The following is a 24,861-nucleotide window of genomic DNA, read 5'->3' on the forward strand; positions in this document are numbered from 1 at the left end:
TCGCGGCGGTCGGCATCCCACTCATGGTGCCCATGTGGTCCGGGTGGCGACTGTTGATCACGAGCAATGTGTGGAGCAGAGTCGTGCTTCGGCCCCGAATCCCTTACCGAGACGGAATTCCTTGCTGAACTGGAATCCCTCAGTGCACTTGCATACATGGTTCTCTCCCCTTGGGGACTGAGAACGTCCGTGGCAGGCTGCTCAACCACTTCTCACACCAAACCACGAACCCGGACGTTTGGCAACCCCAACGATCCATGATCAACATCGCTGCGCACAGCTGAGGTCCAGCGACCGTTTGCGGCGCTGCCGAGCGGGTAATGCACAGAACCACCCCAGCGCAGAGGAGGGCTCTGGTGCGCGCTGTCACCTGGCAAGGTCATCGCCACGTCGCCGTCGAGAACGTCGCCGACCCGAAGCTCGTCGAGGACGACGACGTGATCATCTCCGTCACCTCCGCGGCCATCTGCGGCTCGGATCTTCATCTGTACGAGGTGCTCGGCCCGTTCATGCACCGCGGCGACATCCTCGGCCACGAAGCGATCGGCGTCGTCCAGGAGGCCGGCCCGGCCGTCCGTGAGCTGGCGGTCGGTGATCGCGTCGTCGTTCCGTTCAACATCTGTTGCGGCCACTGCTACATGTGCCGTCGCGGTCTGCAGTCCCAGTGCGAGACGACCCAGGTCCGCGAGCACGGCAGCGGCGCCGCACTGTTCGGCTACTCCGAGCTGTACGGCTCGGTGCCGGGTGCACAGGCAGAGTTGCTCCGGGTGCCGTTCGCCAACTACGGTCCGATCAAGATCACCGACGATCGACCGGACGAGCGCTACTTGTACCTGTCCGACATCCTGCCGACCGCATGGCAGGCGGTCGCCTACGCCGACCCGGAACCGGGCAGCACGGTGGTGGTGATCGGACTCGGCCCGGTCGGCCAACTGTGCGCTCGGATCGCCGCCGGCAAAGGGCATCGGGTGATCGCCGTCGACCCGATCGACTATCGTCGCGAGATCGCCTCCGAGCACGGCATCGAATCCATCGACCTTGATCAACAGACGGTGGAAACGATCATGGACGCCACCGAGGGTCGCGGCGCCGACGCCAGCATCGACGCAGTCGGGATGGAGGCGCACGGCTCACCGGCGAAGGTGGCGCAGCGGGCCGCCGGGATGCTTCCCGACACGGTGGCCCGCAAGCTGATGACCAACGCCGGGGTGGATGCGTTGGGGGCGCTGTCGCTGGCGTTGCAGACGGCGCGTCGCGGCGGCACCGTGTCGCTCGCCGGTGTGTACGGAGGGATGACCGACCCACTGCCGATGATGCAGATGTTCGATCGCCAACTGCAGTTGCGGATGGGTCAGTGCAACGTGCGGCACTGGATCGACGAGTTGATGCCGTTGGTCGACGACGCCGAAGATCCACTGGGGTTGGAGAGTCTGGCCACCCATCGGTTGCCGCTGGTGGCAGCGCCCGACGCCTATCGGATGTTTCAGCGCAAGGAAGACAACTGCCTGAAGATCATTCTGCATCCGCAGCGCTGATCATCCGGGTTGATCGGGTCAGCGTGGAGATCAACTCGACGAACCGATCGCCGTCGCTGACCGGCCAGGAGTGCGGTGCGTCCGGCATGATCAACAACTCCGCACCGCTGCGGTCCGCCAGGTCGGCCGCGTACGGCAGCGGGCTGATCCGGTCGGCGTCACCGTGCACGATCGTGACCGGCTGCCGCGCCTGCGGCAATTCCCGCTCCAGTGGGTAGTCGATCGCCGACCGCAGTCCGCGGTAGATGCCGGACAGACCGGCGCGGACCCAGTCCTGAGACTGCGTGCGGAGCCTCGGCGAATCGGGGTGCTGTTCGCCGCCGAGCCAGGCCGCCAGCATTGCCGGCACGCTGCGTCGCTGCGGGTCGATGGTGGGGCTGATCAACAACAGCCGGCCGACGTCCGCACCGGCTCGTACCGCCGCGACCGCACCCTGGGTGCCCACCGACATGCCGACCAGCATGTCGGCGGGGCCGTACTGCCACGTCTGGTCGGCGATTCGGCGACCGTAGGAATCAAGATCACTGCCGGCCGCCGGCCAGCCCAGCGGCGGGCACAAGGCAACGCTGTGTCCAGCCGATCTCAACGCGTCGGCGGCGGGTTGCAGGTAACGCCGGACGGCCAGTCCGGGCACCATGATCACGCGGGCCATGGTGCCTCCGTCAGGCCCTTGATCACCCGGTCGACGGCAAGCGGCGACCACGGTCGGCGGGCGGGCGGAATCGCGTCCAGGGCGGCCCCGTAGCGAGCCAACGATCCGATGTCGTGCGGCCAGCGGTCCGGATCCACTGCCAGCATCGTCGGCTCGGCGCCGTGCTTCCTGATCACCGCTGCGAAGTCGTCGGCGGTGGCGATCCCGGGTGAGGACACCCCGTGCTGGAACGCCAGCACCAGCACCCGTCGATAGGAATCGGCCGTTTGGAGATGGCGATCCAAGGCCGCGAGCGCGTCCTGCACCGCGAAGTAGGTCCAGAACGGCACCAACGCCCGATTGGCGATCCGCCACGGGTCCGAGAGGATGAAGGACGGCACGATCAGCGTGTCGGTGCGTTCCCCACGCTCGGCGAGCCAGTCGCGGAGGATGTCGGCGACCGGATGGGCAGGCTGCTGCGGGCCGGTGTAGCCGATCTCGACCAGCGGATGATCATGGTCGTCGCACCATCGCCGGACGGCCTCGACGAATTCCGGCTCGGCACCCCACTCGGCTTCGGCGGCCTCACCGTCCGGCGGTGGCGCATGCGGCCGGGACAGGTGCTCCCGCGGGCTCAGACCACCCAGACCGCCGGTCTGGAACCAGTGCCGTTCGTCCACCCGGGTCGACGGCCAGCGAAGTTGATCATTGATCAGGAACACCGGCGCCCCCGGAGCGAGCCGGTCGGTCAGGAACTGCAGGTAGGCACGATGCAGCGACCGCCACTTCACCCGGAAGTACGTCATCCGAGCCGTCATCAGCCGGTCCTGTGCGGAGTCGTGCATCTGATGCAGCACGATCTCCGGGTTCGCCCGTAGCAGGGCGGGACCCCACTGCCGGCCGAACTCCAGTGCCTGGTCCGGGCGGTCCGGGTCGCCGAGCCGGTGCACCGGCACCAGCAGGGTCTGCGGCAGCCACGGGATCTGCATCACCGCGGCGAGATGGGCCAGCGCGCCGTTGCTCGACCCGATCATCACCGCCGGGTAGTTCCGCGGCGGGAACTCCGCCGCGAACGCCTCGGCCACGGCGCCGAGATCCACCTGATCAAGATGGTGCGGTCGCACCCCCTCGGCGCCTCCCACCCGGCGGTACAGTTCCCGCAGCGCCGGCCACGGCATCCGGCCGGCGACCCGGACAACGCGCCCCAGCCATTCCGGATTACCGAGGTTGGAGAACGGCCGGCCCCGCAACGCCGCCGCGATAGAGGCATGCATGACCGAGGCGGAGTCGAAGGAGGCAACGACCCTCTCTGGTGGCAACGGCACCCGGCGCACCCTTCCTGACCTGCTCGACAGCTCCTGCTGTTGCCCACGTACCCCGTGCCGAGTCGATCAATCCTCAAGCCTCGGCGCGGCGGGCGCGGATGCTCAGCGGCACGGCGATCCAAAGCACCGCGGTGCCGACGAACATGACCGCTCCCACCAGCAATCCCAGTGGATGCTGCAGCACCACCTCGAAGATCAACAACACGGCGCCGGAGAACAAGATCGCGCTGGCCACCATGCAGATGATCAAGATCCGGTTGCCGATGGTGACCAGCGTGCGCATCGCTCCCCTCCGGAACAGCAACCGGTGCGCGCTCACCGGGGCCAGCGCCAGGATCGAGATCGCAGCGGCCAGCACCACCAGCGCAAGGTAGACGGCGGTCTCGAAGTCGCTCATCATGGAGAACCGCTGCTGGAACGGCAAGGTCAGCAGGAAGCCGGCCAGCAACTGCGTGCCGGTCTGGGTGATCCGGAGCTCCTGCTGGATGTCCCGCCAGTTCCGGTCGTAGCGTTCGGCCCCGGTCTCGTTGCGGTCCTGGCGACTGTCGCGGTCAGTCATCAGCTCTTCCCAGCGCTACCGGCCGGCACCCCGAGCTCCTGTTCGATCTCTTCCAGGGAACGGTTCCTGGTCTCCGGCAGCCGCCACCAGAAGTAGCCGAACGAGAGCACCCCGAAGCCGGCGTAGATCCAGAAGGTCACCGGCTTGCCCCAGGCACCGACCAGTTGCAGGAAGAAGTACGAGACCAGGAAGTTCGCGGCCCAGTTGGTCACCGTGGCCACACTCATCGCCTTGCTGCGAACGGCCAGCGGATAGATCTCGCTGATCATCAGCCAGAAGACCGGTCCGAGTCCGATGGCGAAACCGGCCATGAAGAGCAGCAGGAAGACCAACGCGAGCCAGCCGAGGTGCTGCCAGGACGGCAGTTCGAACCACAACCCGAGCCCGACCAGGGCGACGATCGCGGCCGCGGTCCCGATCAGCAACAGCGGCCGACGGCCGACCCGGTCCATCAACAGGACAGCGATCACGGTGAAGACGACGTTGGTGATGCCGACCGACACGGCCTGCAGGACCGAGTCGCTGGCGCTCAGTCCTGTGTAGTGCAGGATCGTCGCCGAGTAGTAGATCACCGTGTTGACGCCGATCAGCTGCTGCCCGGCGGCCAAGATCAATCCGACCACCATCAACGGTCGCAGCGGCACCCGGAACAGGTCGCGGATTCCCTTGCCTGCTTCCAGCTTCGTGGTCTGCTCGATGTCGTCGATCTCCTGATCGACCTCATCGGCCTGACGGGTCCGGCGCAGCACCTCACGCGCCTCGTCCAGCCGCCCCTTGGACACCAGCCAGCGCGGCGACGCCGGGACCGTCAGCATCCCGAGCGCGAGCGCGAGGCCGGGTACTGCGGACAGGCCGAGCATCCACCGCCAGGTGCCGTCGACGTTCTGGAAGCCGGCCGCGACCAGGTAGGAGACCAGGATGCCGGTGGTGACCATCAGCTGGTTGAAGCTGGTCACACCACCGCGCAGCCGCGGCGGCGCCTGCTCGGAGATGTATTCCACCGACACGAAGGAGGCCGTGCCGACCGCGAGGCCGAGCACGAAGCGCGCCACCAAAAGGAAGTCGATCGATGGGGCGAACCCGGAGGCGAGCCCGCCGACCACGTACACCGATCCGGCGATGATCTTGGTCTTCCGGCGACCGATCTTGTCCGAGGAGTAGGCCGAGATGATCGCACCGACGATGGCACCGAGGAGCAACGAGCCGACCAGCCACTGCTGCTGCAGGGTCGAGGCGTGCAGATCCTTGGTGATGTAGAGCTGCGCCCCGGAGATGATGCCGGTGTCGTAGCCGAAAAGGAAGCCGCCGATCGCTGCGATGATCGCGATCCGGAGCAGGAATCCGGTGTTGCCCCGACGCAGTTCGGCGATGAACCCAGCTGACATGATGACCTCCTCACGGCTGTCTGCCGAAGACCTCGTACCCGATCGGCGCGCGGTCAAAATGGGTATCGACCCCTCGGCTGGGTACCCGGTGGGCATGAGTGAGCGTGCGTCGGGAACGGTCATCAGCACGAAGATCCCTGCCCGGTTGGACCGGTTGCCGTGGTCCCGCTTCCACCGACGGGTGCTGGTCGGGCTCGGCACGGTGTGGATCCTGGACGGTCTCGAGGTCACCATGGTCGGCTCGGTGGCCGCCCGGCTGACCGAGAAGGACAGTGGGCTGGGACTGACCCCGGGACAAGTCGGCGTTGCTGCCGCGATCTACATCGTCGGTGCCTGCATCGGTGCGCTGTTCTTCGGCCAGTTGACGGACCGATTCGGCCGCAAGAAGCTCTTCATGATCACTCTCGGTCTTTACATCGTGGCCACGGTTGCGACCGCATTCTCCTTCTCTGCCTGGTATTTCTATCTCGCCCGGTTCTTCACCGGCGCCGGTATCGGCGGCGAGTACGCGGCCATCAACTCCGCGATCGACGAGCTGATCCCGGCTCGGGTCCGCGGCCGGGTCGACCTGCTCATCAACGGCTCGTACTGGTTCGGCGCGGCCGCCGGTTCGGGCCTGGTGGTCTTCCTGCTGTCGCCGATCTTGTCTCCGATGATCGGCTGGCGGTTGGCGTTCGGGATCGGCGCCGTGCTGGCGGTGTTGATCTTGCTGGTCCGCCGGCACGTGCCGGAGAGTCCACGCTGGCTGTTCATCCACGGGCGCGAGGAAGAGGCGGAGAAGATCGTCCGCCAGGTCGAGCAGGAGGTCTCCGAGCTGACCGAGGAGCAGCTTTCCGAACCGGAGCAGGAGATCCGCGTCCGGCAGCGGGACAAGATCTCCTTCGTCGAGATCGCCAAGGTGGCGTTCACGAAGTACCCGAAGCGAGCCCTGCTCGGGATTGCGCTGTTCGTCGGCCAGGCCTTCATCTACAACGGTGTCACGTTCAACCTGGGCACGCTGTTCAGCGGCTTCTTCGGTACGCCGTCGGCGCTGGTGCCGATCTTCCTGGTGATCTACGCCCTCGGCAACTTCCTCGGCCCGTTGCTGCTGGGGCGGCTCTTCGACACCGTCGGCCGGCGGACCATGATCACCATCGCCTATCTCGGCTCAGCGGTGCTGACGCTGCCGCTGACCGCAATCTTCTACTTCCAGTGGGGCGGCGAGGCGGCCTTCATCATCGCCGTCTGCGCCACCTTCTTCCTGGCCTCGTCGGGTGCCAGCGCTGCTTACCTGACGGTGAGCGAGATCTTCCCGATGGAGACTCGGGCGCTGGCGATCGCGTTCTTCTACGCGATCGGCACCGGGTTGGGTGGTGTCGTCGGGCCGCTGATGTTCGGCTCGCTGATCGGCACCGGTGACCGTGGTCCGGTGGCGATCGGCTTCCTGATCGCGGCCGGCGTGATGGCCATCGGCGGACTGGCCGAGATCGTCCTCGGGGTGAACGCGGAGCAGACGTCGCTGGAGGACATCGCCAAGCCGTTGACGGCCGAGGACGCCGACGATGATCATCAGTTGGACTGATCGTCGTCCTGGTCCGGGTCCTGATCCTCGTGCGGGCGTCGCGGGAAGGGACGGTCGCGATAGCTGGAGATGGAGTGGATCTCGCCGTCCAGGGTGTGAACCAACACCTCCGACGGTGCGTTGGCCTCGGCCCGCTGCCGGGCGGTCAGCGTGGCCTGGTCCTGGGTGTCGTGTTCGCTGTCGAGACGGCCGTCGCGCAGCACCCGCCACCGACCCTCGTACGGCACGACGTCGAAAATCATCCCCGGCATCGTTGTTACCTCCTGCCTTCGGGTTCGCCTTGTATGGCCGCAGATTCTGTGCCCGGGCCTCGTACGGGCTAAACCTCAGCGTTGGGGGCAGAGTGGGGACATGCCCGACTTCGTAGCGCCCCAGGTCGACGTGCCCGCACTCACCGAAGTCCTCGACGGTCCACACGCCGAGATCCGCGACCTGTGCCGGCGGAAACTGATCGAACACGCCGGGCTGCTGGACGACGCGCAGCGGCTGGATCGCGACGGCTATCGCGAGCGGGTGCTCCAGACCCTGCTCCAGCTCACCGACGCCGGAGCGACCACGTTGGGTTTCCCGAAGCGGTACGGCGGTGGGGGTGACCTCGGCGCCGCGATCGCGGCCTTCGAGACGATGGCGTTCGGTGACCTTTCACTGTTGGTCAAGATCGGCGTCCAGTTCGGACTGTTCGGCGGCGCCATCCTGCAACTCGGCACCGAGCGGCGTCATGATCGCTATCTCGCCGACGTCGTGGCCGGGCGGCTGCTGGGCTGCTTTGCGATGACCGAACAGGGCCACGGCTCCGACGTGCAGGGTCTGCAAACCGTCGCCCGCTACGACCCGGGCCGCGAGCAGTTCATCATCGATACGCCGGTCGACTCCGCACACAAGGAATTCATCGGCGGCGCCGCGGCGCACGCCCGGATGGCGGTCGTCTTCGCCCAACTCGAGGTCGGTGGCGCAGGCCACGGCGTGCATGCACTGCTGGTGGATCTGCGCGACCGGAACGGGCGGCTGCTTCCCGGCATCCGGATCGTCGACGACCGACAGAAGATCGGACTGAACGGCGTCGACAACGGCAGGATCTGGTTCGATCGGGTCACGGTGGACCGGGAGAACCTGCTCGACCGCTACGCCTCGGTCTCCGCGGACGGGGTCTACTCGTCGCCGATCGAGAGTCCCGATCGGCGCTTCTTCACCATGCTCGGCACCCTCGTCCAGGGCCGGGTCAGTGTCGCCGGTGCGAGCGTCAACGCCGCCAAGGTGGCATTGACGATCGCCATCCGGTACGCCGATCGGCGCCGCCAGTTCACCGGCCCGAACGGCACCGAGGAGTTGCTGCTCGACTACGGCATGCATCAGCGCCGGCTGCTGCCCCGGCTTGCCCGCACCTACGGTCTGCACTTCGCGCAGGAACAGCTGGTCGCCGAGTACGACGACGTCTTCACCCACCCGGACACGGCCGATCCGAAACGTCGCCGGGCGCTCGAGGCTCGGGCTGCCGGCACCAAGGCGCTCGGCTCCTGGCTGGCCACCGACACCATCCAGGCCTGCCGTGAGGCGTGCGGCGGTGCCGGTTACCTGTCGGAGAACAGGTTCGACGCACTACGCGCCGACACCGACGTGTTCACCACCTTCGAGGGTGACAACCACGTCTTGTTGCAGCTGGTGGCGAAGGGGCTGCTGACGAACTACGCCAGCGAATTCAACGATCTTGATCAACTCGGGATGGTCCGCTTCGTCGCCGGTCATGCGGTCGAGACGGTGATCGAGCGGACCGCCGCGCATTCGCTGATGGAGCGGGTGCGGGATCTGCTACCGGCGGGCGAGGATCGCGGCGACGCACGGACGGGGCTGCTCGATCCGAGCTATCATTCGGCGATGTTCCGCTGGCGCGAGGAGCATCGGATCGACGGACTGGCCCGGCGACTGAAGCGGGGCGCCGAGGACGGGATGAACGCAGCAGAGTTGTTCAGCCGGTGCCAGCAGCACGCCGTCGAGGCAGCGGTCGCGCATGTCGAACGTCAGGTGTTGGAGGCGTACGAGCAGAAGCTGGCATCGCTGCCCGATGGCGCCAACAAGACGGCGTTGTGTCAACTACGCGACCTGTTCGCGCTGTCCGTGATCGAGGCCGATCGCGGTTGGTGGATGGAGCACGGGCGGCTGTCCAGCCAGCGAGCCAAGGCGATCACCCGCGAAGTCGATGAGCTGCTGCGCAAGACAAGGCCGCTGGCCGTCCAGCTCGTCGACGCTTTCGGCGTACCGGAGGAAGCCGTCCACGCCGCCTTCCTCCACTGAGGCGGACCTGTTCTGCTCAGACGTTGAAGCCGAGGGCGCGGAGCTGTTCGCGGCCGTCCTCGGTGATCCGCTCCAGGCCCCACGGCGGCATCCAGACCCAGTTGATGGTCGCCTTCTCCACCAGGCCTTCCAGGGCGGACGCGGTCTGGTCCTCCAGCACGTCGGTCAGCGGGCAGGCGGCGGTGGTCAGGGTCATGTCGATGGTGACCGACTGGTCCTCCTCGACGTGCACGCCGTAGATCAGACCAAGATCAACAACGTTGACGCCGAGCTCGGGATCGACCACGTCCTTCATCGCCTCGGTGACGTCCTCGACACTGACCGGGGTCGCGCCGGCCGGCGCACCGGTGCCCGGCAGGGCGTCGCGCACCAGATCGGACGGACGAGCCTCGGCGTCGTCTTCCTTCGTGCTGAAGACGTCCTGGGTCGTGCCTTCGGTCATGATCAACTCACCTTCTCGTCGGTCGTCTTCTCGCGCAGGGCCTTCTCGCTTTGGGCCCGGATCACGGCATCCTTGAACGCCGACCAGCCCAGCAACGCACACTTCACCCGGGCCGGGAACTTCGCCACCCCGAGGAACGCGATGCCGTCCTCCAGGTCGTCCTCGTTCGGCTCGATGTTGCCCTGGCTCTGCATCATCTCCAGGAATTCGTCGTGCAGCGCAAGGGTTTGATCGACGGTCTTGTCGCGGACCAGCCCGGCCATCACCGAGGTGGACGCCTGCGAGATCGAGCAGCCGACCCCGCTGTAGGACACATCGCCGATGGTGTCGCCGTCCAGGTGGACGCGCAGGGTCACCTCGTCACCGCAACTCGGGTTCACGTGATGCACCTCGGCCTCGTACGGGTCCCGCAGTCCGCTGAAATGCTTGGCCCGGTAGTGATCCAGGATGATCTCCTGGTACATCTCCTCGACGTCCATGCTCACGTCCGCGCGACCTTCCCTACTGTCACTTGTCGAAGAACTTCTTGGTGTACGTCAACGCGTCCACCAACTGGTCTATTTCTGCCGTCGTCGTGTACAGGTAGAACGAGGCCCGGGTGCTGGACTGGATCCCGTACGCCTCGTGCAGCGGCCGGGCGCAGTGATGTCCACCCCGTACGGCGACTCCGCGCGCGTCCAGCATCTGCGACACGTCGTGCGGATGGATCGGGCCGTACTTTCCTTCCAGGGTGAAGGAGATCGCGCCACCGCGGTCCACCGGCCGACCATGATCATCGAGCCCGGTCGGGCCGAGGACGGTCAAACCGTCGATCTGCTGCAGCTCGCGCAGCGCGTAGCCGGTGATCGCCTGTTCATGATCGGCGATGGCGGCCATGCCGATCGTGTCCAGATAGTCCGCGGCCGCGCCCAGCCCGACCGCCTGCACGATCGGCGGGGTCCCGGCCTCGAACCGATGCGGCGGTGGCGCGAAGGTCGAACCGGTCATCTTGACCACCTCGATCATCTCCCCGCCACCGAGGAACGGCGGCAGCGAAGCCAGCAGGTCGTAGCGGCCCCAAAGCACACCGATGCCGGTCGGGCCGACCATCTTGTGCCCGGTGAAGGCGAGCAGGTCGACGCCCAGCTCCTCAACGCTGGTGGGCAATTGCGGCACGCCCTGGGAACCGTCGGCGATCATGATCGCGCCGACCGCGTGAGCCTGATCGGCGATCCGCCGGACCGGGTTCAGCGTCCCGAGCACGTTTGACACCCAGGCGATCGAAACGATCTTGGTCCGTTCGTTGATCAGGTTCGTCTCGGCCGCCTTGTCCAGATCAAGACGGCCGTCCGGGGTGACGTCGAACCAGCGCAAAGTGGCGCCGGTACGTTCGCAGGCCAGCTGCCACGGCACGATGTTGGAGTGATGCTCCATCACCGAGATCACCACTTCGTCGCCCGGCTTGAGCGAGGAGCCAACGCTGTGTGCGCAGAGATTCAGCGCCTCGGAGGCGTTCTTGGTGAAGATGATCTCCTCGGCCCGAGCAGCACCGACGAACCGGGCCAGCCGGGCCCGGGCTCCCTCGTACGCCTCGGTCGCCTCGGCACCGAGCAGATGCATCGCCCGGGCGACGTTGGCGTAGTGGTTGAGGTAATGATCATCGATCGTCTCCACCACCGAGATCGGTTTCTGCGAGCTGTTCGCCGAATCGAGGTAGGCCAGCGGGTACTGACCGACCGTCCGGTCCAAGATCGGGAAGTCACCGCGGATCGACTCCACGTCGAACGGGATCCCGCCGGTGGATTCGGTTACCGGCTTGACATCCAGCGACATCAGCCCCTCCTCACCTGATCAGCTGAAGCTCAGTTGGCGGCGGCCTTGGCTGCCTGGACGTAGCGGTCGTAACCCTCGGCCTCGAGCTGCTCGGCCAGCTCCGGACCGCCCTGCTCGGCCACCCGGCCCGCCACGAACACGTGCACGAAGTCGGGCTTGATGTAACGCAGGATCCGGGTGTAGTGCGTGATCAACAACACGCCCCGATCGCCCTGGTCGGTGAAGCGGTTGACACCCTCGGAGACGATCCGCAGCGCGTCGATGTCGAGGCCGGAGTCGGTCTCGTCCAAGATCGCGAACTTCGGATTGAGCAACTCCAGCTGGACGATCTCGTGCCGCTTCTTCTCACCACCGGAGAAGCCGTCATTCACCGACCGGCTGGCGAAATCGGGATCCATCTTGACCCGGTCCATCGCCCCCTTGACGTCCTTGGCCCAGGTCCGCAGCTTCGGCGCCTCGCCGTCGATCGCGGTCTTGGCCGAACGGAGGAAGTTCGACACCGAGACGCCCGGCACCTCGACCGGGTACTGCATGGCCAGGAAGAGCCCGGCGCGAGCACGAGCGTCAACGGTCATCTGCAGTACGGACTCGCCGTCCAGCAGCACCTCACCGGAGGTGACGGTGTACTTCGGGTGGCCGGCGATCGAGTACGCCAGAGTGGACTTGCCGGACCCGTTCGGGCCCATGATCGCGTGGGTCTCGCCGGACTTGATGGTCAGGTCGACGCCCTTGAGGATCTCCTTGGCGCCGTCCTCGGTGTTGACCGACACGTGCAGGTCGCGGATCTCGAGAGTTGACATGGTGTTTCGGGTTCTCCTGGATTGTTGTTGATCAGTGGTCGGCGGCAACTCAACCGACATCGTTCAATGGGTGTTCGACATCGACGTAGATCTCGTCGTTCTCGATCTTGACCGGGTAGACGGCAACTGGTTCGGTGGCCGGCAGCCCCAACGGTTCGCCGGTCTTCAGGCTGAAGCGGGATCCGTGCATGTAGCACTCGATCTCGCCGTCGCCGACATCCCCTTCACTCAAAGGGATTGCCGCATGACTGCACTCGTCGGCGATGGCGTAGACAGCGCCGCCGGAGTTGACGATCGCGACGTCCTCGCCGTCCACCTCGACCGCCTGCGCGGTCTCGGGGGCAAGGTCTGCCAGCGGGCAGACCCTTCGGAAGGTCCCTGCCTCAGGCATCAGTGATGGCTCCCCGAGCTGGGCTCACCGGCCAGCTCGTGCAACTCCTCCACCGAGGCGTAGCTTCCGTCGGCGTACGAGTCCGGCGTGCCGATGTTGATCATCAGCTCCTTCTCCACCGCGGTCATCAGGCCCTTCTCCACCTCGGGCACGCCGATCTTGTGGATGATGTCGGCGAAGAAGCCGTGCACGACCAACCGGCGGGCCTCGTTCTCGTCGATGCCGCGGCTCTGCAGGTAGAACAGTTGTTGATCATCGAACCGGCCGGTGGTCGCCGCGTGTCCGGCGCCGAGGATCTCGCCGGTCTCGATCTCCAGGTTCGGCACCGCGTCGGCCTTGCAGCCGTCGGTGAGCACCAGGTTGCGATTGGACTCGTAGGTGTTGATGCCCTCGGCCGCCTTGCGGATCAGCACGTCGCCGATCCACACAGTGTGCGCACCCTTTCCTTGCAGGGCGCCCTTGTAGTCGACGTTGGAGATCGACTTCGGCTTGTTGTGATCAACGAAGAGCCGGTGCTCCAGATGCTGGCCGGCATCGGCGAAATACAAGCCGAGCAGGTCGGCCTCGCCGCCGACGGACTCGTAGGCGAGCGAGACGTTCATCCGGACCAGGTCGCCGCCGAAGGAGACCGCGACATGCCGCAGCACCGCGTCCTTGCCGACCAGCGCGTGCTGGTTGGAGTGATGAACGGCGTCGTCGGCCCAGTCCTGGACGGACACCACGGTCAGTTGAGCGCCGTCACCGAGGACGAACTCGATGTTGTCGGCGACCACCGCGGACCCCTGGAACTGCAGCACCACGGTCGCGATCGAGAACGGTTCGGCAATGATCACCGCATGTCCGGCGGTGGCGATCTCACCGGAATCGCCGTGGTGCTTGAGAATCGTGGCACCCGGCACCTCCTGCTCGCGCGGGATGGTGATCACGGTCGCGGTCTCGGCGGCCTGCCAGGCCCGTGCGCTGACCCGGTCTGTCGGCACGTACCCGCTGCTGCCGACCCGGGGATCGTCGGCCGGCACCTGCTCGGACCGTACTCCGTCGGCGAGCTCGGCTTCCAACGTCACGTTGCCGGTGCCGAACGGCGCATCCTTGTGCAGGCTGCGAAGGCGCTTCAGCGGGGTGAACCGCCAGATCTCCTCCAGCCCGGTCGGCACCGGATGATCATCGGGATTGAACGATCCCAGCGGGTGCAGGTGGCTGGCCACCTTGTCGTTCGTCTCGATCGCACCGCTCACGTTGTCCCGTACGGCATCGGTAACAGTCACAGTTTCGCTTTCTCTATTCCAAGACCTACAAGTTCTGCCACGTCGTGATCAGCCGACAGCGCCTTCCATCTGCAGTTCGATCAGTCGGTTGAGCTCGATCGCGTACTCCATCGGCAGCTCCTTGGCGATCGGCTCGATGAAGCCGCGAACGACCATCGCCATCGCCTCGTCCTCCTGCATGCCGCGGCTCATCAGGTAGAAGAGTTGATCTTCGCTGACCTTGGACACCGTCGCCTCGTGAGCCATCGACACGTCGTCCTCGCGGACATCCACGTACGGGTAGGTGTCGGAGCGGCTGATGGTGTCGACCAGCAGCGCATCACACTTGACCACTGAGGCCGAGCCGGCCGCACCCTCCTGCACCTCGACCAGGCCGCGGTACGAGGCCCGGCCGCCGCCGCGGGCGACCGACTTGGAGATGATCGAGCTGGACGTGTTCGGGGCGCAGTGCACCATCTTGGAGCCGGCGTCCTGATGCTGGCCCTCGCCGGCGAAGGCGACCGACAGGGTTTCGCCGCGCGCGTGCTCGCCCATCATGTAGACGGCCGGGTACTTCATGGTGACCTTGGAACCGATATTGCCGTCGATCCACTCCATGGTCGCGCCCTCTTCACAGGTGGCCCGCTTGGTCACCAGGTTGTAGACGTTGTTCGACCAGTTCTGGATGGTGGTGTAGCGGCAGCGCGCACCCTTCTTGACGATGATCTCGACCACCGCGGAGTGCAGCGAGTCGGAGCTGTAAATCGGCGCCGTACAACCCTCGACGTAGTGCACGTAGGCGTCCTCGTCGACGATGATCAAGGTCCGCTCGAACTGACCCATGTTCTCGGTGTTGATCCGGAAGTAGGCCTGCAGCGGGATCTGGACGTGCACGCCCTTCGGCACGTAGATGAACGAACCGCCGGACCAGACCGCGGTGTTCAGCGAGGCGAACTTGTTGTCGCCGGCCGGAATCACGGTGCCGTAGTACTCCTCGAACAGCTCCGGGTGTTCCTTCAGCGCGGTGTCCGTGTCGAGGAAGATCACGCCCTGCTTCTCGAGCTCTTCGTTGATCTTGTGATACACGACCTCGGACTCGTACTGGGCGGCCACACCGGCCACCAGCCGGGCCTTCTCGGCCTCCGGGATACCCAACCGGTCGTAGGTGTTCTTGATGTCCTCCGGCAGGTCCTCCCAGCTCTCGGCCTGCTTCTCGGTGGACCGGACGAAGTACTTGATGTTGTCGAAGTCGATCCCCGACAGGTCGGCGCCCCAGGCCGGCATCGGCTTGCGCTCGAACAACTTGAGCGCCTTCAACCGACGGTCCCGCATCCACTGCGGCTCGTCCTTCATGTCGGAGATGTGGCTGACCACGTCCGGGTTCAGACCGCGCTGGGCACTCGCGCCGGCCGCGTCGGAGTCCGCCCAGCCGAAGCGGTAACGGCCCAGCGCCTCGAGATGTTGATCTTGAGTCTCGCCGGTGCCGGCGATCTTGGTCTGATTCGTGCCGGGTTCGGTGACCTGAGTCATATGTCAGTTGCCCTTCCCTGTCTCGGGTTTGCTGGTTCGGCCTGCTTCGGATGTGCTGATCGTGGTCGTGACGGGTTTGTCGTCTGGCCTGCCGGGTAATCGATGCCCTTCGGCCCGAACTTGATCAAGATGAGGCAGCACTTGATCAAGATGAGGTACGTGGGTGGTGCAGACCCCGTCGCCGTGGGCAATGGTGGCCAGTCGCTGGACGTGCACGCCGAGCAGCCGGGAGAACGTCTCGGTCTCCACCTCGCACAACTGCGGGAACTGGGCCGCGACGTGGGCCACCGGGCAGTGATGCTGGCAGACCTGTTCGCCCGCCACGGCGGGTTTGGTGGACGCCACGTAGCCCTCGTCGGAGAGTGCGGCGGCCAGTGCCTGAGCAGGCGTGAGCTGCGCGGCAGCCGAGTCGATGGCACCGTCGACCGCCTCGGCTGCGTCCCTGATGCTGCGGTAGCGCTGCTCGACGTCGGCCATCCGGCTGCGTGCAAGTTCGGTGACCGCATGCTGGCCGGCGGTCTCGGCCAGCGCCTTGAGCGCCGCGATGGCGAGCTCGTCGTAGGCCTGGTAGAAGTCGGCGCGGCCGGCATCGGTGAGTTCGAACACCTTGGCCGGTCGGCCGCGGCCACGGGCCCCGTACACCCGCTGCTCGCGGGAGGTGATCAGGCCGCGTTCGGTCAGACCGTCCAGATGGCGCCGGATGGCGGCAGCAGTCAGCCCGAGCCGCCCGGCCAGTTCGGCGGCCGTGGACGGCCCGTGCTCCAGGATCGATTGGGCGACCCGCTGACGGGTCGAAGCATCAGCATCCGCCGCATGCTGACCGGGGCCGGCCGAAGGAACGACCGGATGCGATTCGCTCGGCGTCGGCGCCGCGACGGGTGACAGATGTGCCGACCCGGCAGTGGCGTGGCCATGCCGGGGGTTTTTCACAACGTCAGTGTGCTCTTAATCCCCGGTACGGTTCAAGCAAGGGTCGCCTAACTCACTCGTTCGCGCCCGGACCGGTGCCGGCCTCGCCCCGAAAAATCCAGCACGAATCGGAATCTCGGCGGTCCCAGGGCCCGAACCCACCCGAAAACCCAGCGAGAGAGGGAATCTCAGCCCAACGGGTACTCGATCCCGGACCCGGCTGCCCGCGGCGTTCGTTTCCCCACCAGAGACGAGTTCGACCCCAGACCCGGCTGCCCGCGGCGTTCGTTTCCCCACCAGAAGACGAGTTCGACCCCAGACCCGGCTGCCCCCGCGTTCGTTTCCCCACCAAAGACGAGTTCGACCCCAGATTGATCATGTGGCCGATGCCGGCGACCGTGCACCACGTCTGGGCCCAATCACCCGAACACCACCAGCCACCCGACCCGGGCCTGCTGATCAGCTGGCAGCGGGTGGGCTCGGTGTGGTGGGCGTGGGTGGTGATCGTGGTTGATCGTCCGGGCCGGTCGCCTGCTGTGATCCAGCGGTGGATGCATGAGCGGGATGTGATCGCTGCACCGACACGGCCAGTGTCGCCTGATGGTGGTCGGTGGCACCTGGGGTGGATGGGTGAAAGTTCGGTCCGGGGATGACGAAGGCCCCGCCCCTGATGGGTTGGGGCCAGTGTCAGGGCGCGGCGCGCCCGGCTCGGGGACAGAGCTAGCATGCCGTTGCGCTAGCCGCGTTGAACCCCGCCTGCGCTAATCCCGCAGCTTGAACCCCGCCACGATGGCGACGACTGCGGGCAGGATCAGCAGCCACGGCGACGTCCCTCCGGCCGCGACGCCTATGGTGCCGACAATCAGCCCTGAGAGCGAGACGAGCAGTGCTAGCAGCATCCAGCGGTCAACCTTGCGATGTTGCTGTGTGCGAGGCGACACGTGATGCAGTGTCACTGTCGTCACCTCCCTTCCGATGAGACAAAACCTTCTCGATGAACCAGTCCACCTTGCGGCGACCGTTCTTTGACTCAGAGACCTCTCGGATCTGAAATCTGAAGATGTCCGTCTTCTTGAGCGCTAGGCCCTCGTTTACCCGCTTCAGAAACTCCGAGTCTTCCACAGTTGCCTTCCGGCTGCCATGGCTGGTGGTCACTTTCCAAGGCTTACCCGCACCGAAGTCGATCCGCTCAAGTCTGCCCTCAGCCTCAAAGACTTCGGACGTTGGGGGCTCATCCTCATCATGTCGAACGGCAGCTGCGCGGTAGTCGTCACGATCGACTGTCATAGCGACATAGTCCTTCGAGAGGAGACGATCTGACGGTACAGCGTCTGGACGGCTCTCGATCTCTAGCGTCAAGGCGTTTCCTGACATCGGGGCCATGAGCTTCCGCAACGCCTTCTTCGAGCGGCGCTTCTCCTTCTGTAGCGCGTCCCAGGCGGCCGCCGGCACCTCATCCACCGTCTTATCGCTCCAGAGGACCTTGACGTTGCCGTTGTCGAGGTACTCGTAGTCGTTTGGATGCGCCCGTAACCCCTTCGTCAGCATCCCCGCCACGAAGACGAACGTGCCGAGGGTTCCGGACCCTATCGTGTACGCATCGCCGGGATTCTGAACCGCCCACTGCAGGATCGCCACGATTTCAAAGGATCCGCGCTCAGGAGGCAGCACCATGACCTCGGGAGGTGGGGCGTCACCGAACGCGCCGTGCTTCGCTGCGATCGACGCCAGCTCGACGAGCCCCTGCAACGATTCCGCGAGCTGGGCAGCGCTCACTTCAACCAGATCGCCCTTCTCCTCGCCTTCAAACTTGAGTGCGAGGGGTGCCTGGATGGGCTCCTCCGTCGGCATTGGCGCCCTTCCATGGATGACCGGGTAGTTACTGCATGAACGCCCATGACCTTAGGGGATTACAGGGTCCGCCGAGGGTGAAACTTGCAGAATCTCAAAGGTTCCGTGCCGTCATGAAGCTCTCCGTCGTTCTAGGTCGGCGACCAGGCGTCGGACGTCGCCGAGGCGGTACACGCGGATCGTTTCGATCTTGCCACGCCACCAGCGCTTCTGCTCGTGCGGCATCAACCGCTCACGCTGGACCCACTTCTTGATGTGGTCGCGGGTCGAGGGCGACTTCACGCTCTGACCGGGGCGCCGGCGATCAACCCCCGAGAATGTCCCCGAGGTCGAACTTCACCGGCTCGTCCAGTTGGTCGTAGCCGCAGGACTCCGGCGTACGGTCCGGGCGCCAGCGGTTGAACTGGGCCGTGTGCCGGAAGCGGTTGCCTTCCATGTGTTCGTAGCGGACCTCGACCACCCGCTCGGGACGCAGCGGGGTGAAGGACAGGTCCTTGCCGCCGCTCCACCGGCTGCCCTCGGCGTTGCGCGGGGTCCGGTTGCCCTCCAGTTGCCTGGCCCAGTCCCAGGGGTGATCGTCGAAGGTGGTCACCCAGGGCTGCAACTCGGTGAAGAGCTCCTTGCGGCGGGCGGCCGGGAAGGCGCCGATCACACCGACCGACAGCAGACTGCCGGGCTCCCCGTACCGGCCGTCATGATCGTAGAGGCCGAGCAGCAGCGAACCGATCGCGTCCGGGCCGCTCTTGTGCGTACGGTAGCCCGCCACCACGCAGTCGGCGGTGCGTTCGTGCTTGATCTTGAACATCACCCGCTTGTCCGGCTGGTACGCGAGACCCTGGGGTTTGGCCACCACGCCGTCCAGCCCGGCACCCTCGAACTCGTTGAACCACTGCTCGGCCACCTCGGGATCGGTGGTGGTCGGAGTCAGGTGCACCGGCGCCGGCACGTTGGCCAGCGCGTCGGCCAGCGCCGCCCGGCGTTCGGCGAACGGACGGGCCGAATAGTCCTCGTCGCCCAACGCCAACAGGTCGAAGGCGACGAACCGGGCCGGCGTGGTTTCCGACAGCATCTTCACCCGGCTGGCCGCGGGATGAATTCGCTGCTGCAGCTGGTCGAAATCGAGTCGGTCGCCGGAGCTGCCGATCATGATCAACTCGCCGTCCAGCACGCATTTGGCCGGCAGCAGTTCGCGGAGGGCTTCCACCATCTCCGGGAAGTAGCGGGTCATCGGCCGCTCGTTGCGGCTGCCGATCTCCACCTCGTCGCCGTCGCGGAAGATGATCGACCGGAACCCGTCCCACTTCGGTTCGTAGGTCAGGTCACCGGTCGGGATCGTCTTCACCGACTTGGCCAGCATCGGTTTCACCGGCGGCATCACGGGCAGGTCCATGGCCTCATCCTGTCGAACCCCGGCCCGGTTATCCAGGTGCCGGGCTCTGGGTCGGGCCCTACGACCGCGCGTAGTACGAAGGGCGGACGGCGGATTACACTGCCTGCGTGCCAGGTCCCGAGCATGCTCTGCAGGTGACCGGATTGAGGCTGGATTTCGGCCGCGGTCCGGTGCTCGACGACCTCACCCTGACCGCCGAACGGGGCGCGCTCACCGGCGTGCTCGGACCCAACGGAGCCGGCAAGACCACCCTGCTGCGTTGCTGCAACGGACTGCTCCGAGCCGACCGCGGCGACATCCGGGTGCTCGGCGAACGGCCTGGCACCGCAGCTGCCGCCGCACGGGTCGGGATGATGCCGCAGAGCACCGGAGCCTGGTCCGGCATCCGGCCGCTGGAGCTGTTGCGCTATCTGGCATCCCTCTACGCGCACCCGCTCGACGTCGACGCGCTGGCCGAGCGGCTGGGGCTGCATCGGCTGTCCCGGACTCCGTACCGGCGGCTGTCCGGCGGTCAGCAGCAGGCAGTCAACTTGGCCGGTGCGCTGGTCGGCCGGCCGGAGCTGGTCTTCCTGGACGAGCCGACCGCAGGGATGGATCCGCACGCCCGGCGCGCCACCTGGGAACTGCTCGGCGAACTGCGGACCGCCGGGGTCAGCATCGTGCTCACCACCCACGCCATGGAGGAGGCGGCCGAACTGTCCGATCGGATCCACATCGTCGACCGCGGCCGGGTCGCCGTGTCCGGCACGGTCGCCCAACTGACCGCCGACGGCAGCAGCCTGGAACAGGTCTTCCTGGCCAACACCCATGCGAGCATCGGATGAGCACCAGACTGGACTTCTCCCCCGCACCGGGTGCGGCACCGGCAACGCGCCGGGTGATCAGTCACGGTCTGACCGAGACCAGACTGATGGTCCGCAACGGCGAGCAGTTGCTGCTGGCCTTGATCATCCCGATCGCGATCCTGGTCGCCGCCCGCTTCCTGGAGAGCTCACTGCTCGGTGATCAACTTCCGGCATCCGTGCTGGCGTTGGCGGTCTGGTCGACGGCGTTCACCTCGGTCGCGATCGCCACCGGTTTCGAACGCCGGTACGGGGTGCTGGAACGCCTGGCCGCCACGCCGCTGGGCCGGACCGGCCTGATCACCGGCAAGGCGATGGCGGTGGTGATCATCGTCATCGGCCAGTTGTTGATCTTGACCGTGGTCGCCGTCCTGCTCGGCTGGCGGCCGCAGTTCTCGGCGATCTCAACCCTGCTGGCGATTGCGGCGGTGATCTTGGCGATCGTCGGTTTCGTCGGGTTCGCGTTGATCTTGGCCGGACGGCTGCGGGCCGAGGCCACGCTGGCGCTGGCCAACGTGATCTACGTGATCTTGCTGGTCGCCGGCGGCCTGGTGGTCCCGGCTGCACGTTTCCCCGCTCCGCTGGAAACGATCATCGGCCTGCTGCCCACCGGGGCGCTCGGTAACGAGCTGCGATCGGCTTCGGCCGGTGTCGTGGACGGCTGGCCGTTGCTGGTTCTCGCCGTCTGGGCGATCATCCTCACCTTCGCAGCCAGGAAGGCTTTTCGATGGATCTCCTGACCGACGTACGCGACTCGACCCTGGCCCGGCGGCTCGGCAGCCCGACCTGGCTGCGGCGTCTCGCCGTATTGAGCCTGGTGATGAACATCGTGATCATCATCACCGGCGGCCTGGTCCGGTTGACCGACTCCGGGCTGGGATGCCCGACCTGGCCGCAGTGCACACCCGGCGCGTACACCCCGCATCCGGCGCTCGGCGTCCACGGAGCGATCGAGTTCGGCAACCGGCTGATCACCTTCATCCTGATGATCGTTGCGCTGATCACCTGGATCTCGACCCTGCTCTACCGGCGCGCCGACCGCACCCCGGATCGCAAGCTGCGTTGGCTTTCCTTCGGCATCGGCGTCGGCATCCCGTTCCAGGGCGTGATCGGCGGCATCACCGTGCTCACCCACCTGAACCCGTACGTGGTCGCGCTGCACATGCTCAATTCGCTGGTGCTGGTCACGCTGGCGACCTGGCTGGTCCGGCTGACGTGGCCGGCACCGGCGAAGGAGGTCGGGCCGAGGGCGCGGCTGCTGTCCATGATCACTTTCGCGCTGGCCTGGGTGGTGGTCTGCCTCGGCACGGTCGTGACCGGCTCCGGCCCGCACGCCGGCGACGTCAAGGCCGTACGCACCGGCCTCAATCCGCTGGACGTGAGTCACGTCCATTCGTTCTCGGTCTACCTGCTGACCGCGGCGACCATCGTCTCGATCATCGTGCTGCGAAACCGCGCCGCCGTGCTGTTGTTGATCATCGAACTGATCCAGGGCGGGATCGGCTTTGCCCAGTACTTCTCCGGCCTGCCGATCCAGTTGGTGATCTTGCACATCGCCGGCGCCGCCGGCACCATCGCCCTCGCCGCCAACCTGTTGTACTCGGTCCGCTTGAAGCGCCCAGCACCGAACACGGCAAGCAGTGCCCCGTCGCCGCACGTCGAACGCCGCACCACGAACGCCTGAAACAGCGATTGAACAACACGTCGAGCGCCCCAGCGCGAGACCGTAGCCGCAGCGAAGCGGAGGCGGCGGCGTGAGCCAGGCAGCAGTCGCAACGACGGCGGGGGTACGGGGGTCGCCCCCGGAAGGTGAGCCGCCAGCCCAAACCGCGGCAGCGGCACTAGGTCGACTGCGAATCAATCAGAGAAGGTTTCTTGCTTGCTTGAGATCGCCCTGCCAGAAGCGGGCGCCGGTGAGGTTGACCTGCATCTCCCGGGGCGCGCCGTTGGAGGCGCCGGTGCGAGCCAGCAGTTGCAGCGCGACCGGGATCTGGTCGGGGCGCAGTCGGCGCGCCAGGGTGACGTGCGGCGCCCAACGACCCTCGTCGAAGTGACCGTCCAGGGCTTGCGGGCAGCCTTCCTTGAGGCGCTGCTGCAACTCCAGCAGCCGGACGTTGGCCAGCACCTGACGGACCAAGATCAAACCGGGCCGGCCGACCTTCGCCGTACCGAAGATCATCGGGACTCCGATGGTCACCGGCAGCGGCAGCGCCTCGGCCAGCGTCGGGCCGAGTCCGGTCGCGGTGGCCATCGGGATCTGCTCGCAGGCGACCACGGTCACGTGCGGGCGACGTGACCCCGTACCGGGAGCAGGACGATGTTCACTCGGCAACCCGGCGTCGGCCAGCAGCCGCCACTGCCGCTTGATCGCGGCCTCGGCCTCGTCCTCCAACAACAGTTCGATCGAGTGAACCACCGGGTGCCTTCCCTGTCGGTTGCCGCGATTATCGCGCACCGGCGCCGGGATTGTCCGCACCGTCGTCGGTGAATTCCGGCCGCGCCGCCGCGGCGCATCGCCTCTGCCACACTGTCACCGGCGCCGGTCTGGCTGACTCACCCGTCTCGGGTGAGTGCTCGCGGCGGCCGACAGGACACGCTGATCGGATTGGCGAAGGAGAGATCTGTGGTCCAGCAGACCCGGCAGGTCGGGGCATGATGGGCGGGCTGTTGTGGACGATGATCCCGCTGGTCCTCGGCAACATCCTGGTCCCGTCCCAGGTCGGCATGACGCTGCTGTTGTTGTTGCGCCAGCGCGACGGCACCAGCGCCGCGATCGCGTTGATCAGCGGCATCGTCTCCATGCGCGTCCTGCAAGGTCTGGTGTTCGGGCTGATCTTCACCGGCGTCTCGGCGACGATCGGTCACAAGTCGTCCGACCCGGTGGTGTCGGCGTTCCTGATCGGGCTCGGCCTGTTGCTGTACGCGGCCGCCACCAAGGTGCTGCTGACCAACGAGGACCCGGACGCCCCACCGCCGAAATGGATGACCATGGCGCAGTCGATGTCACCTCGACTCGCGTACGGGGTGGGTGCGGCCCTGCCGCTGATCGGGGCCAAGTTCTGGGTGTTCACGCTGAGCGCGGTTGCGGCCATCCGCAACGCCGACCTCGGCTACATCGCCGGTTCGCTCGCCTTCGTCCTGTACGCGGTGCTCAGCTGCGCGTTGTTGATCTTCATCGTCGGCCTGCGGGTCGCCGGCACCCCGTGGTCACTGCGCGCACTGGAAGGAATCGCCGCTTGGTTGAAGCGGCACAACAAGCTGATCGCGGTCGTTCTCGGCGCGTTCTTCGGCACCTGGTTCTTGGGCAACGGCCTGGCCGGGCTGATGTGAGTCAGAAGGGCAACAGCGGGTCGACCGCGGCCGCGACGAAGATCAACGCCAAGTACGAGTTCGACCAGTGGAAGAGCCGCATCGGCTTCATCAACGCGTCGCTGAGCCCGGCCCGGGCGCGCCGCAACAGCTGCACCGACTCCACCAGCAAGGCCATCCCGCAGAGCCCGGCAACGATCGGATAGAGCAACCCGGTGCCGGCGACCGGCCAGAGCAGCATCGACGTCACCACGGTCAGCACCGAGTAGATCAGGATCCGCTTCGCCACCCCCGCCGGCGCCATGATCACCGGCAGCATCGGCACGTCGGCTGCTGCGTAGTCCTCGCGATAACGCATCGCCAGCGCCCAGGTGTGCGGCGGGGTCCAGAAGAACACGATCGCGAACAACACGAACGGTGCCAGTGCCAGTTGTCCGGTCACCGCGGTCCAGCCGATCAGCGGCGGGAAACAGCCGGCGATGCCACCCCAGACGATGTTCTGGGAGGTGTGCCGTTTCAAGATCATCGTGTAGATCAGCACGTAGAAGGCGTTGGCCGCCAGGGCCAGGAACGCCGACAGCCAGTTGATCAACAACCCGAACCAGAGCACCGACAGCACGCCCAGCACCGCCGCGAAGACGGTGGCCTTGTGCCAGCTGACCGCATGGCGCGGCAGCGGCCGTCGGCGGGTCCGGCGCATCCGCTCGTCGATGTCGCGATCGAGCACGCAGTTGAACACGTTCGCGCTGCCCGCGGCGAAGACGCCACCGATCAGCGTGCCCAGCACCAGCAGGAGATTCGGCACCCCGCGGTCGGCCAGGAACATCGCCGGCACGGTGGTCACCAGCAGCAGCTCGATGATGCGAGGTTTGGTCAGCGCGAAATAGGCGCCCAGCACGTCCCGCAGGCGCCGCGGCGGGGTCGGTTGCTCAGCGTCGCCGGCCGATTTGGCCACGTCGATGCTTGTCACCTTGAGTGCTTCCCCTGTCCTGCCGCCTGGCGCGGATCCCTGCTGACACTATCTCCTACGCCGTGTCGTACCAACCCGCGCCACAG

The 24,861-nt window shown here is 66.3% G+C and carries 25 protein-coding genes; 7 read left to right on the top strand and 18 right to left on the bottom strand.

Going from position 1 to position 24,861, the window contains the following annotated elements; genetic code table 11:
• The first annotated feature begins 356 nt into the window (after positions 1-356).
• Positions 357-1,535: an alcohol dehydrogenase catalytic domain-containing protein gene (locus FOE78_RS17635; RefSeq protein ID WP_143987451.1), complete on the top strand. Its 1,179-nt coding sequence runs from the start codon at positions 357-359 to the stop codon at positions 1,533-1,535.
• On the opposite strand, the gene FOE78_RS17640 is transcribed toward FOE78_RS17635, so the two are convergent.
• The 4 genes from FOE78_RS17640 to FOE78_RS17655 form a co-directional block, all read right to left on the bottom strand.
• Positions 1,513-2,187, bottom strand: coding sequence for an alpha/beta fold hydrolase (locus FOE78_RS17640; protein ID WP_143987452.1), 675 nt, complete (start codon positions 2,185-2,187; stop codon positions 1,513-1,515). The two genes, FOE78_RS17635 and FOE78_RS17640, sit on opposite strands and share 23 nt — an antisense overlap.
• The gene (locus FOE78_RS17645; RefSeq protein ID WP_143987453.1) at positions 2,175-3,491 is read right to left on the bottom strand and encodes a hypothetical protein; all 1,317 of its coding nucleotides are present in this window, start codon (positions 3,489-3,491) and stop codon (positions 2,175-2,177) included. Before FOE78_RS17645 ends, FOE78_RS17640 begins: the two co-directional genes overlap by 13 nt.
• A gap of 73 nt (positions 3,492-3,564) precedes the next feature.
• The gene (locus FOE78_RS17650) at positions 3,565-4,050 is read right to left on the bottom strand and encodes a DUF6328 family protein (protein ID WP_143987454.1); all 486 of its coding nucleotides are present in this window, start codon (positions 4,048-4,050) and stop codon (positions 3,565-3,567) included.
• Entirely contained in the window at positions 4,050-5,435 is a 1,386-nt protein-coding gene (locus FOE78_RS17655; RefSeq protein WP_143987455.1) for a sugar porter family MFS transporter, read from the bottom strand. The genes FOE78_RS17650 and FOE78_RS17655 overlap by 1 nt, the downstream gene beginning before the upstream one ends.
• A gap of 94 nt (positions 5,436-5,529) precedes the next feature.
• On the opposite strand from FOE78_RS17655, the gene FOE78_RS17660 reads away from it, so the two are divergent.
• Positions 5,530-6,996 (top strand): MFS transporter, encoded by a 1,467-nt coding sequence (locus tag FOE78_RS17660; protein WP_143987456.1) that lies wholly within the window; start codon positions 5,530-5,532, stop codon positions 6,994-6,996.
• Here the strand turns inward: FOE78_RS17660 and FOE78_RS17665 are convergent.
• Complete coding sequence (locus FOE78_RS17665) at positions 6,984-7,238, bottom strand: DUF2188 domain-containing protein (RefSeq protein WP_168207569.1); 255 nt, start codon at positions 7,236-7,238, stop codon at positions 6,984-6,986. The two genes, FOE78_RS17660 and FOE78_RS17665, sit on opposite strands and share 13 nt — an antisense overlap.
• Before the next feature lie 109 nt (positions 7,239-7,347).
• Here FOE78_RS17665 and FOE78_RS17670 point away from each other — a divergent pair, with 109 nt between their 5' ends.
• Positions 7,348-9,285 (top strand): acyl-CoA dehydrogenase family protein, encoded by a 1,938-nt coding sequence (locus FOE78_RS17670; protein ID WP_143987458.1) that lies wholly within the window; start codon positions 7,348-7,350, stop codon positions 9,283-9,285.
• Positions 9,286-9,301: 16 nt separating this feature from the next.
• Here FOE78_RS17670 and FOE78_RS17675 read toward each other — a convergent pair whose 3' ends face one another.
• From FOE78_RS17675 to FOE78_RS17720, 11 genes are all read right to left on the bottom strand, one after another.
• Entirely contained in the window at positions 9,302-9,727 is a 426-nt protein-coding gene (locus FOE78_RS17675; protein WP_143987459.1) for a metal-sulfur cluster assembly factor, read from the bottom strand.
• A 2-nt stretch (positions 9,728-9,729) separates the two neighbouring features.
• Positions 9,730-10,206, bottom strand: a complete 477-nt coding sequence (gene sufU, locus FOE78_RS17680; RefSeq protein ID WP_143988900.1) for a Fe-S cluster assembly sulfur transfer protein SufU — start codon at positions 10,204-10,206, stop codon at positions 9,730-9,732.
• A 28-nt stretch (positions 10,207-10,234) separates the two neighbouring features.
• Positions 10,235-11,497: an aminotransferase class V-fold PLP-dependent enzyme gene (locus FOE78_RS17685; protein ID WP_210415041.1), complete on the bottom strand. Its 1,263-nt coding sequence runs from the start codon at positions 11,495-11,497 to the stop codon at positions 10,235-10,237.
• A 71-nt stretch (positions 11,498-11,568) separates the two neighbouring features.
• Complete coding sequence (gene sufC / locus FOE78_RS17690) at positions 11,569-12,339, bottom strand: Fe-S cluster assembly ATPase SufC (protein ID WP_143987461.1); 771 nt, start codon at positions 12,337-12,339, stop codon at positions 11,569-11,571.
• A gap of 49 nt (positions 12,340-12,388) precedes the next feature.
• The gene (locus FOE78_RS17695; protein ID WP_143987462.1) at positions 12,389-12,730 is read right to left on the bottom strand and encodes a non-heme iron oxygenase ferredoxin subunit; all 342 of its coding nucleotides are present in this window, start codon (positions 12,728-12,730) and stop codon (positions 12,389-12,391) included.
• Positions 12,730-13,995 (bottom strand): Fe-S cluster assembly protein SufD, encoded by a 1,266-nt coding sequence (gene sufD / locus FOE78_RS17700; RefSeq protein ID WP_143987463.1) that lies wholly within the window; start codon positions 13,993-13,995, stop codon positions 12,730-12,732. The genes FOE78_RS17695 and sufD overlap by 1 nt, the downstream gene beginning before the upstream one ends.
• Positions 13,996-14,043: 48 nt before the next feature.
• A complete protein-coding gene (sufB, locus tag FOE78_RS17705) occupies positions 14,044-15,504 on the bottom strand; it encodes a Fe-S cluster assembly protein SufB (RefSeq protein WP_143987464.1) in 1,461 nt (486 codons plus the stop codon).
• 3 nt (positions 15,505-15,507) lie between these two features.
• Positions 15,508-16,272: a helix-turn-helix transcriptional regulator gene (locus FOE78_RS17710; RefSeq protein WP_228266234.1), complete on the bottom strand. Its 765-nt coding sequence runs from the start codon at positions 16,270-16,272 to the stop codon at positions 15,508-15,510.
• A 902-nt stretch (positions 16,273-17,174) separates the two neighbouring features.
• Positions 17,175-17,312: a hypothetical protein gene (locus FOE78_RS23670; RefSeq protein ID WP_168207570.1), complete on the bottom strand. Its 138-nt coding sequence runs from the start codon at positions 17,310-17,312 to the stop codon at positions 17,175-17,177.
• 7 nt (positions 17,313-17,319) lie between these two features.
• On the bottom strand, positions 17,320-18,264 hold the full coding sequence (locus FOE78_RS17715; protein ID WP_143987465.1) for a DUF7946 domain-containing protein: 945 nt from the start codon (positions 18,262-18,264) through the stop codon (positions 17,320-17,322).
• A gap of 304 nt (positions 18,265-18,568) precedes the next feature.
• Positions 18,569-19,654 carry an ATP-dependent DNA ligase gene (locus tag FOE78_RS17720; protein ID WP_143987466.1) on the bottom strand — a complete coding sequence of 362 codons (1,086 nt, stop codon included), beginning with the start codon at positions 19,652-19,654 and terminating at the stop codon, positions 18,569-18,571.
• A gap of 107 nt (positions 19,655-19,761) precedes the next feature.
• On the opposite strand from FOE78_RS17720, the gene FOE78_RS17725 reads away from it, so the two are divergent.
• Genes FOE78_RS17725 through FOE78_RS17735 form a run of 3 tightly spaced genes read left to right on the top strand, consistent with a single transcriptional unit; the run spans position 19,762 to position 22,180 of the window.
• Positions 19,762-20,478, top strand: a complete 717-nt coding sequence (locus FOE78_RS17725; RefSeq protein WP_407662594.1) for an ABC transporter ATP-binding protein — start codon at positions 19,762-19,764, stop codon at positions 20,476-20,478.
• Positions 20,475-21,236, top strand: a complete 762-nt coding sequence (locus FOE78_RS17730) for an ABC transporter permease (protein ID WP_143987467.1) — start codon at positions 20,475-20,477, stop codon at positions 21,234-21,236. Before FOE78_RS17725 ends, FOE78_RS17730 begins: the two co-directional genes overlap by 4 nt.
• Complete coding sequence (locus FOE78_RS17735; protein ID WP_143987468.1) at positions 21,224-22,180, top strand: COX15/CtaA family protein; 957 nt, start codon at positions 21,224-21,226, stop codon at positions 22,178-22,180. Before FOE78_RS17730 ends, FOE78_RS17735 begins: the two co-directional genes overlap by 13 nt.
• 177 nt (positions 22,181-22,357) lie before the next feature.
• Here FOE78_RS17735 and FOE78_RS17740 read toward each other — a convergent pair whose 3' ends face one another.
• On the bottom strand, positions 22,358-22,912 hold the full coding sequence (locus tag FOE78_RS17740; protein ID WP_168207571.1) for a 2'-5' RNA ligase family protein: 555 nt from the start codon (positions 22,910-22,912) through the stop codon (positions 22,358-22,360).
• 236 nt (positions 22,913-23,148) lie between these two features.
• Here FOE78_RS17740 and FOE78_RS17745 point away from each other — a divergent pair, with 236 nt between their 5' ends.
• Positions 23,149-23,826 (top strand): GAP family protein, encoded by a 678-nt coding sequence (locus tag FOE78_RS17745; protein ID WP_143987470.1) that lies wholly within the window; start codon positions 23,149-23,151, stop codon positions 23,824-23,826.
• A gap of 1 nt (position 23,827) precedes the next feature.
• Here FOE78_RS17745 and FOE78_RS17750 read toward each other — a convergent pair whose 3' ends face one another.
• Positions 23,828-24,766 (bottom strand): heme o synthase, encoded by a 939-nt coding sequence (locus FOE78_RS17750; protein ID WP_228266235.1) that lies wholly within the window; start codon positions 24,764-24,766, stop codon positions 23,828-23,830.
• Positions 24,767-24,861 lie beyond the last annotated feature (95 nt).

Source organism: Microlunatus elymi (genome assembly GCF_007362775.1).
Lineage (GTDB): Bacteria > Actinomycetota > Actinomycetes > Propionibacteriales > Propionibacteriaceae > Microlunatus > Microlunatus elymi.

Excerpts from the sequence above, each read along its gene's own strand:
- sufC (WP_143987461.1), bottom strand. The coding sequence starts at position 12,339 with ATGTCAACTCTCGAGATCCGCGACCTGCACGTGTCGGTCAACACCGAG.
- FOE78_RS17660 (WP_143987456.1), top strand. The coding sequence starts at position 5,530 with ATGAGTGAGCGTGCGTCGGGAACGGTCATCAGCACGAAGATCCCTGCC.
- FOE78_RS17665 (WP_168207569.1), bottom strand. The coding sequence starts at position 7,238 with ATGATTTTCGACGTCGTGCCGTACGAGGGTCGGTGGCGGGTGCTGCGC.
- FOE78_RS17675 (WP_143987459.1), bottom strand. The coding sequence starts at position 9,727 with ATGACCGAAGGCACGACCCAGGACGTCTTCAGCACGAAGGAAGACGAC.
- sufB (WP_143987464.1), bottom strand. The coding sequence starts at position 15,504 with ATGACTCAGGTCACCGAACCCGGCACGAATCAGACCAAGATCGCCGGC.
- FOE78_RS17670 (WP_143987458.1), top strand. The coding sequence starts at position 7,348 with ATGCCCGACTTCGTAGCGCCCCAGGTCGACGTGCCCGCACTCACCGAA.
- FOE78_RS17640 (WP_143987452.1), bottom strand. The coding sequence starts at position 2,187 with ATGGCCCGCGTGATCATGGTGCCCGGACTGGCCGTCCGGCGTTACCTG.
- FOE78_RS23670 (WP_168207570.1), bottom strand. The coding sequence starts at position 17,312 with ATGCTGCTAGCACTGCTCGTCTCGCTCTCAGGGCTGATTGTCGGCACC.
- FOE78_RS17650 (WP_143987454.1), bottom strand. The coding sequence starts at position 4,050 with ATGACTGACCGCGACAGTCGCCAGGACCGCAACGAGACCGGGGCCGAA.
- FOE78_RS17655 (WP_143987455.1), bottom strand. The coding sequence starts at position 5,435 with ATGTCAGCTGGGTTCATCGCCGAACTGCGTCGGGGCAACACCGGATTC.
- FOE78_RS17730 (WP_143987467.1), top strand. The coding sequence starts at position 20,475 with ATGAGCACCAGACTGGACTTCTCCCCCGCACCGGGTGCGGCACCGGCA.
- FOE78_RS17745 (WP_143987470.1), top strand. The coding sequence starts at position 23,149 with ATGATGGGCGGGCTGTTGTGGACGATGATCCCGCTGGTCCTCGGCAAC.
- FOE78_RS17735 (WP_143987468.1), top strand. The coding sequence starts at position 21,224 with ATGGATCTCCTGACCGACGTACGCGACTCGACCCTGGCCCGGCGGCTC.
- sufU (WP_143988900.1), bottom strand. The coding sequence starts at position 10,206 with ATGGACGTCGAGGAGATGTACCAGGAGATCATCCTGGATCACTACCGG.
- FOE78_RS17695 (WP_143987462.1), bottom strand. The coding sequence starts at position 12,730 with ATGCCTGAGGCAGGGACCTTCCGAAGGGTCTGCCCGCTGGCAGACCTT.
- FOE78_RS17715 (WP_143987465.1), bottom strand. The coding sequence starts at position 18,264 with ATGCCGACGGAGGAGCCCATCCAGGCACCCCTCGCACTCAAGTTTGAA.
- FOE78_RS17720 (WP_143987466.1), bottom strand. The coding sequence starts at position 19,654 with ATGGACCTGCCCGTGATGCCGCCGGTGAAACCGATGCTGGCCAAGTCG.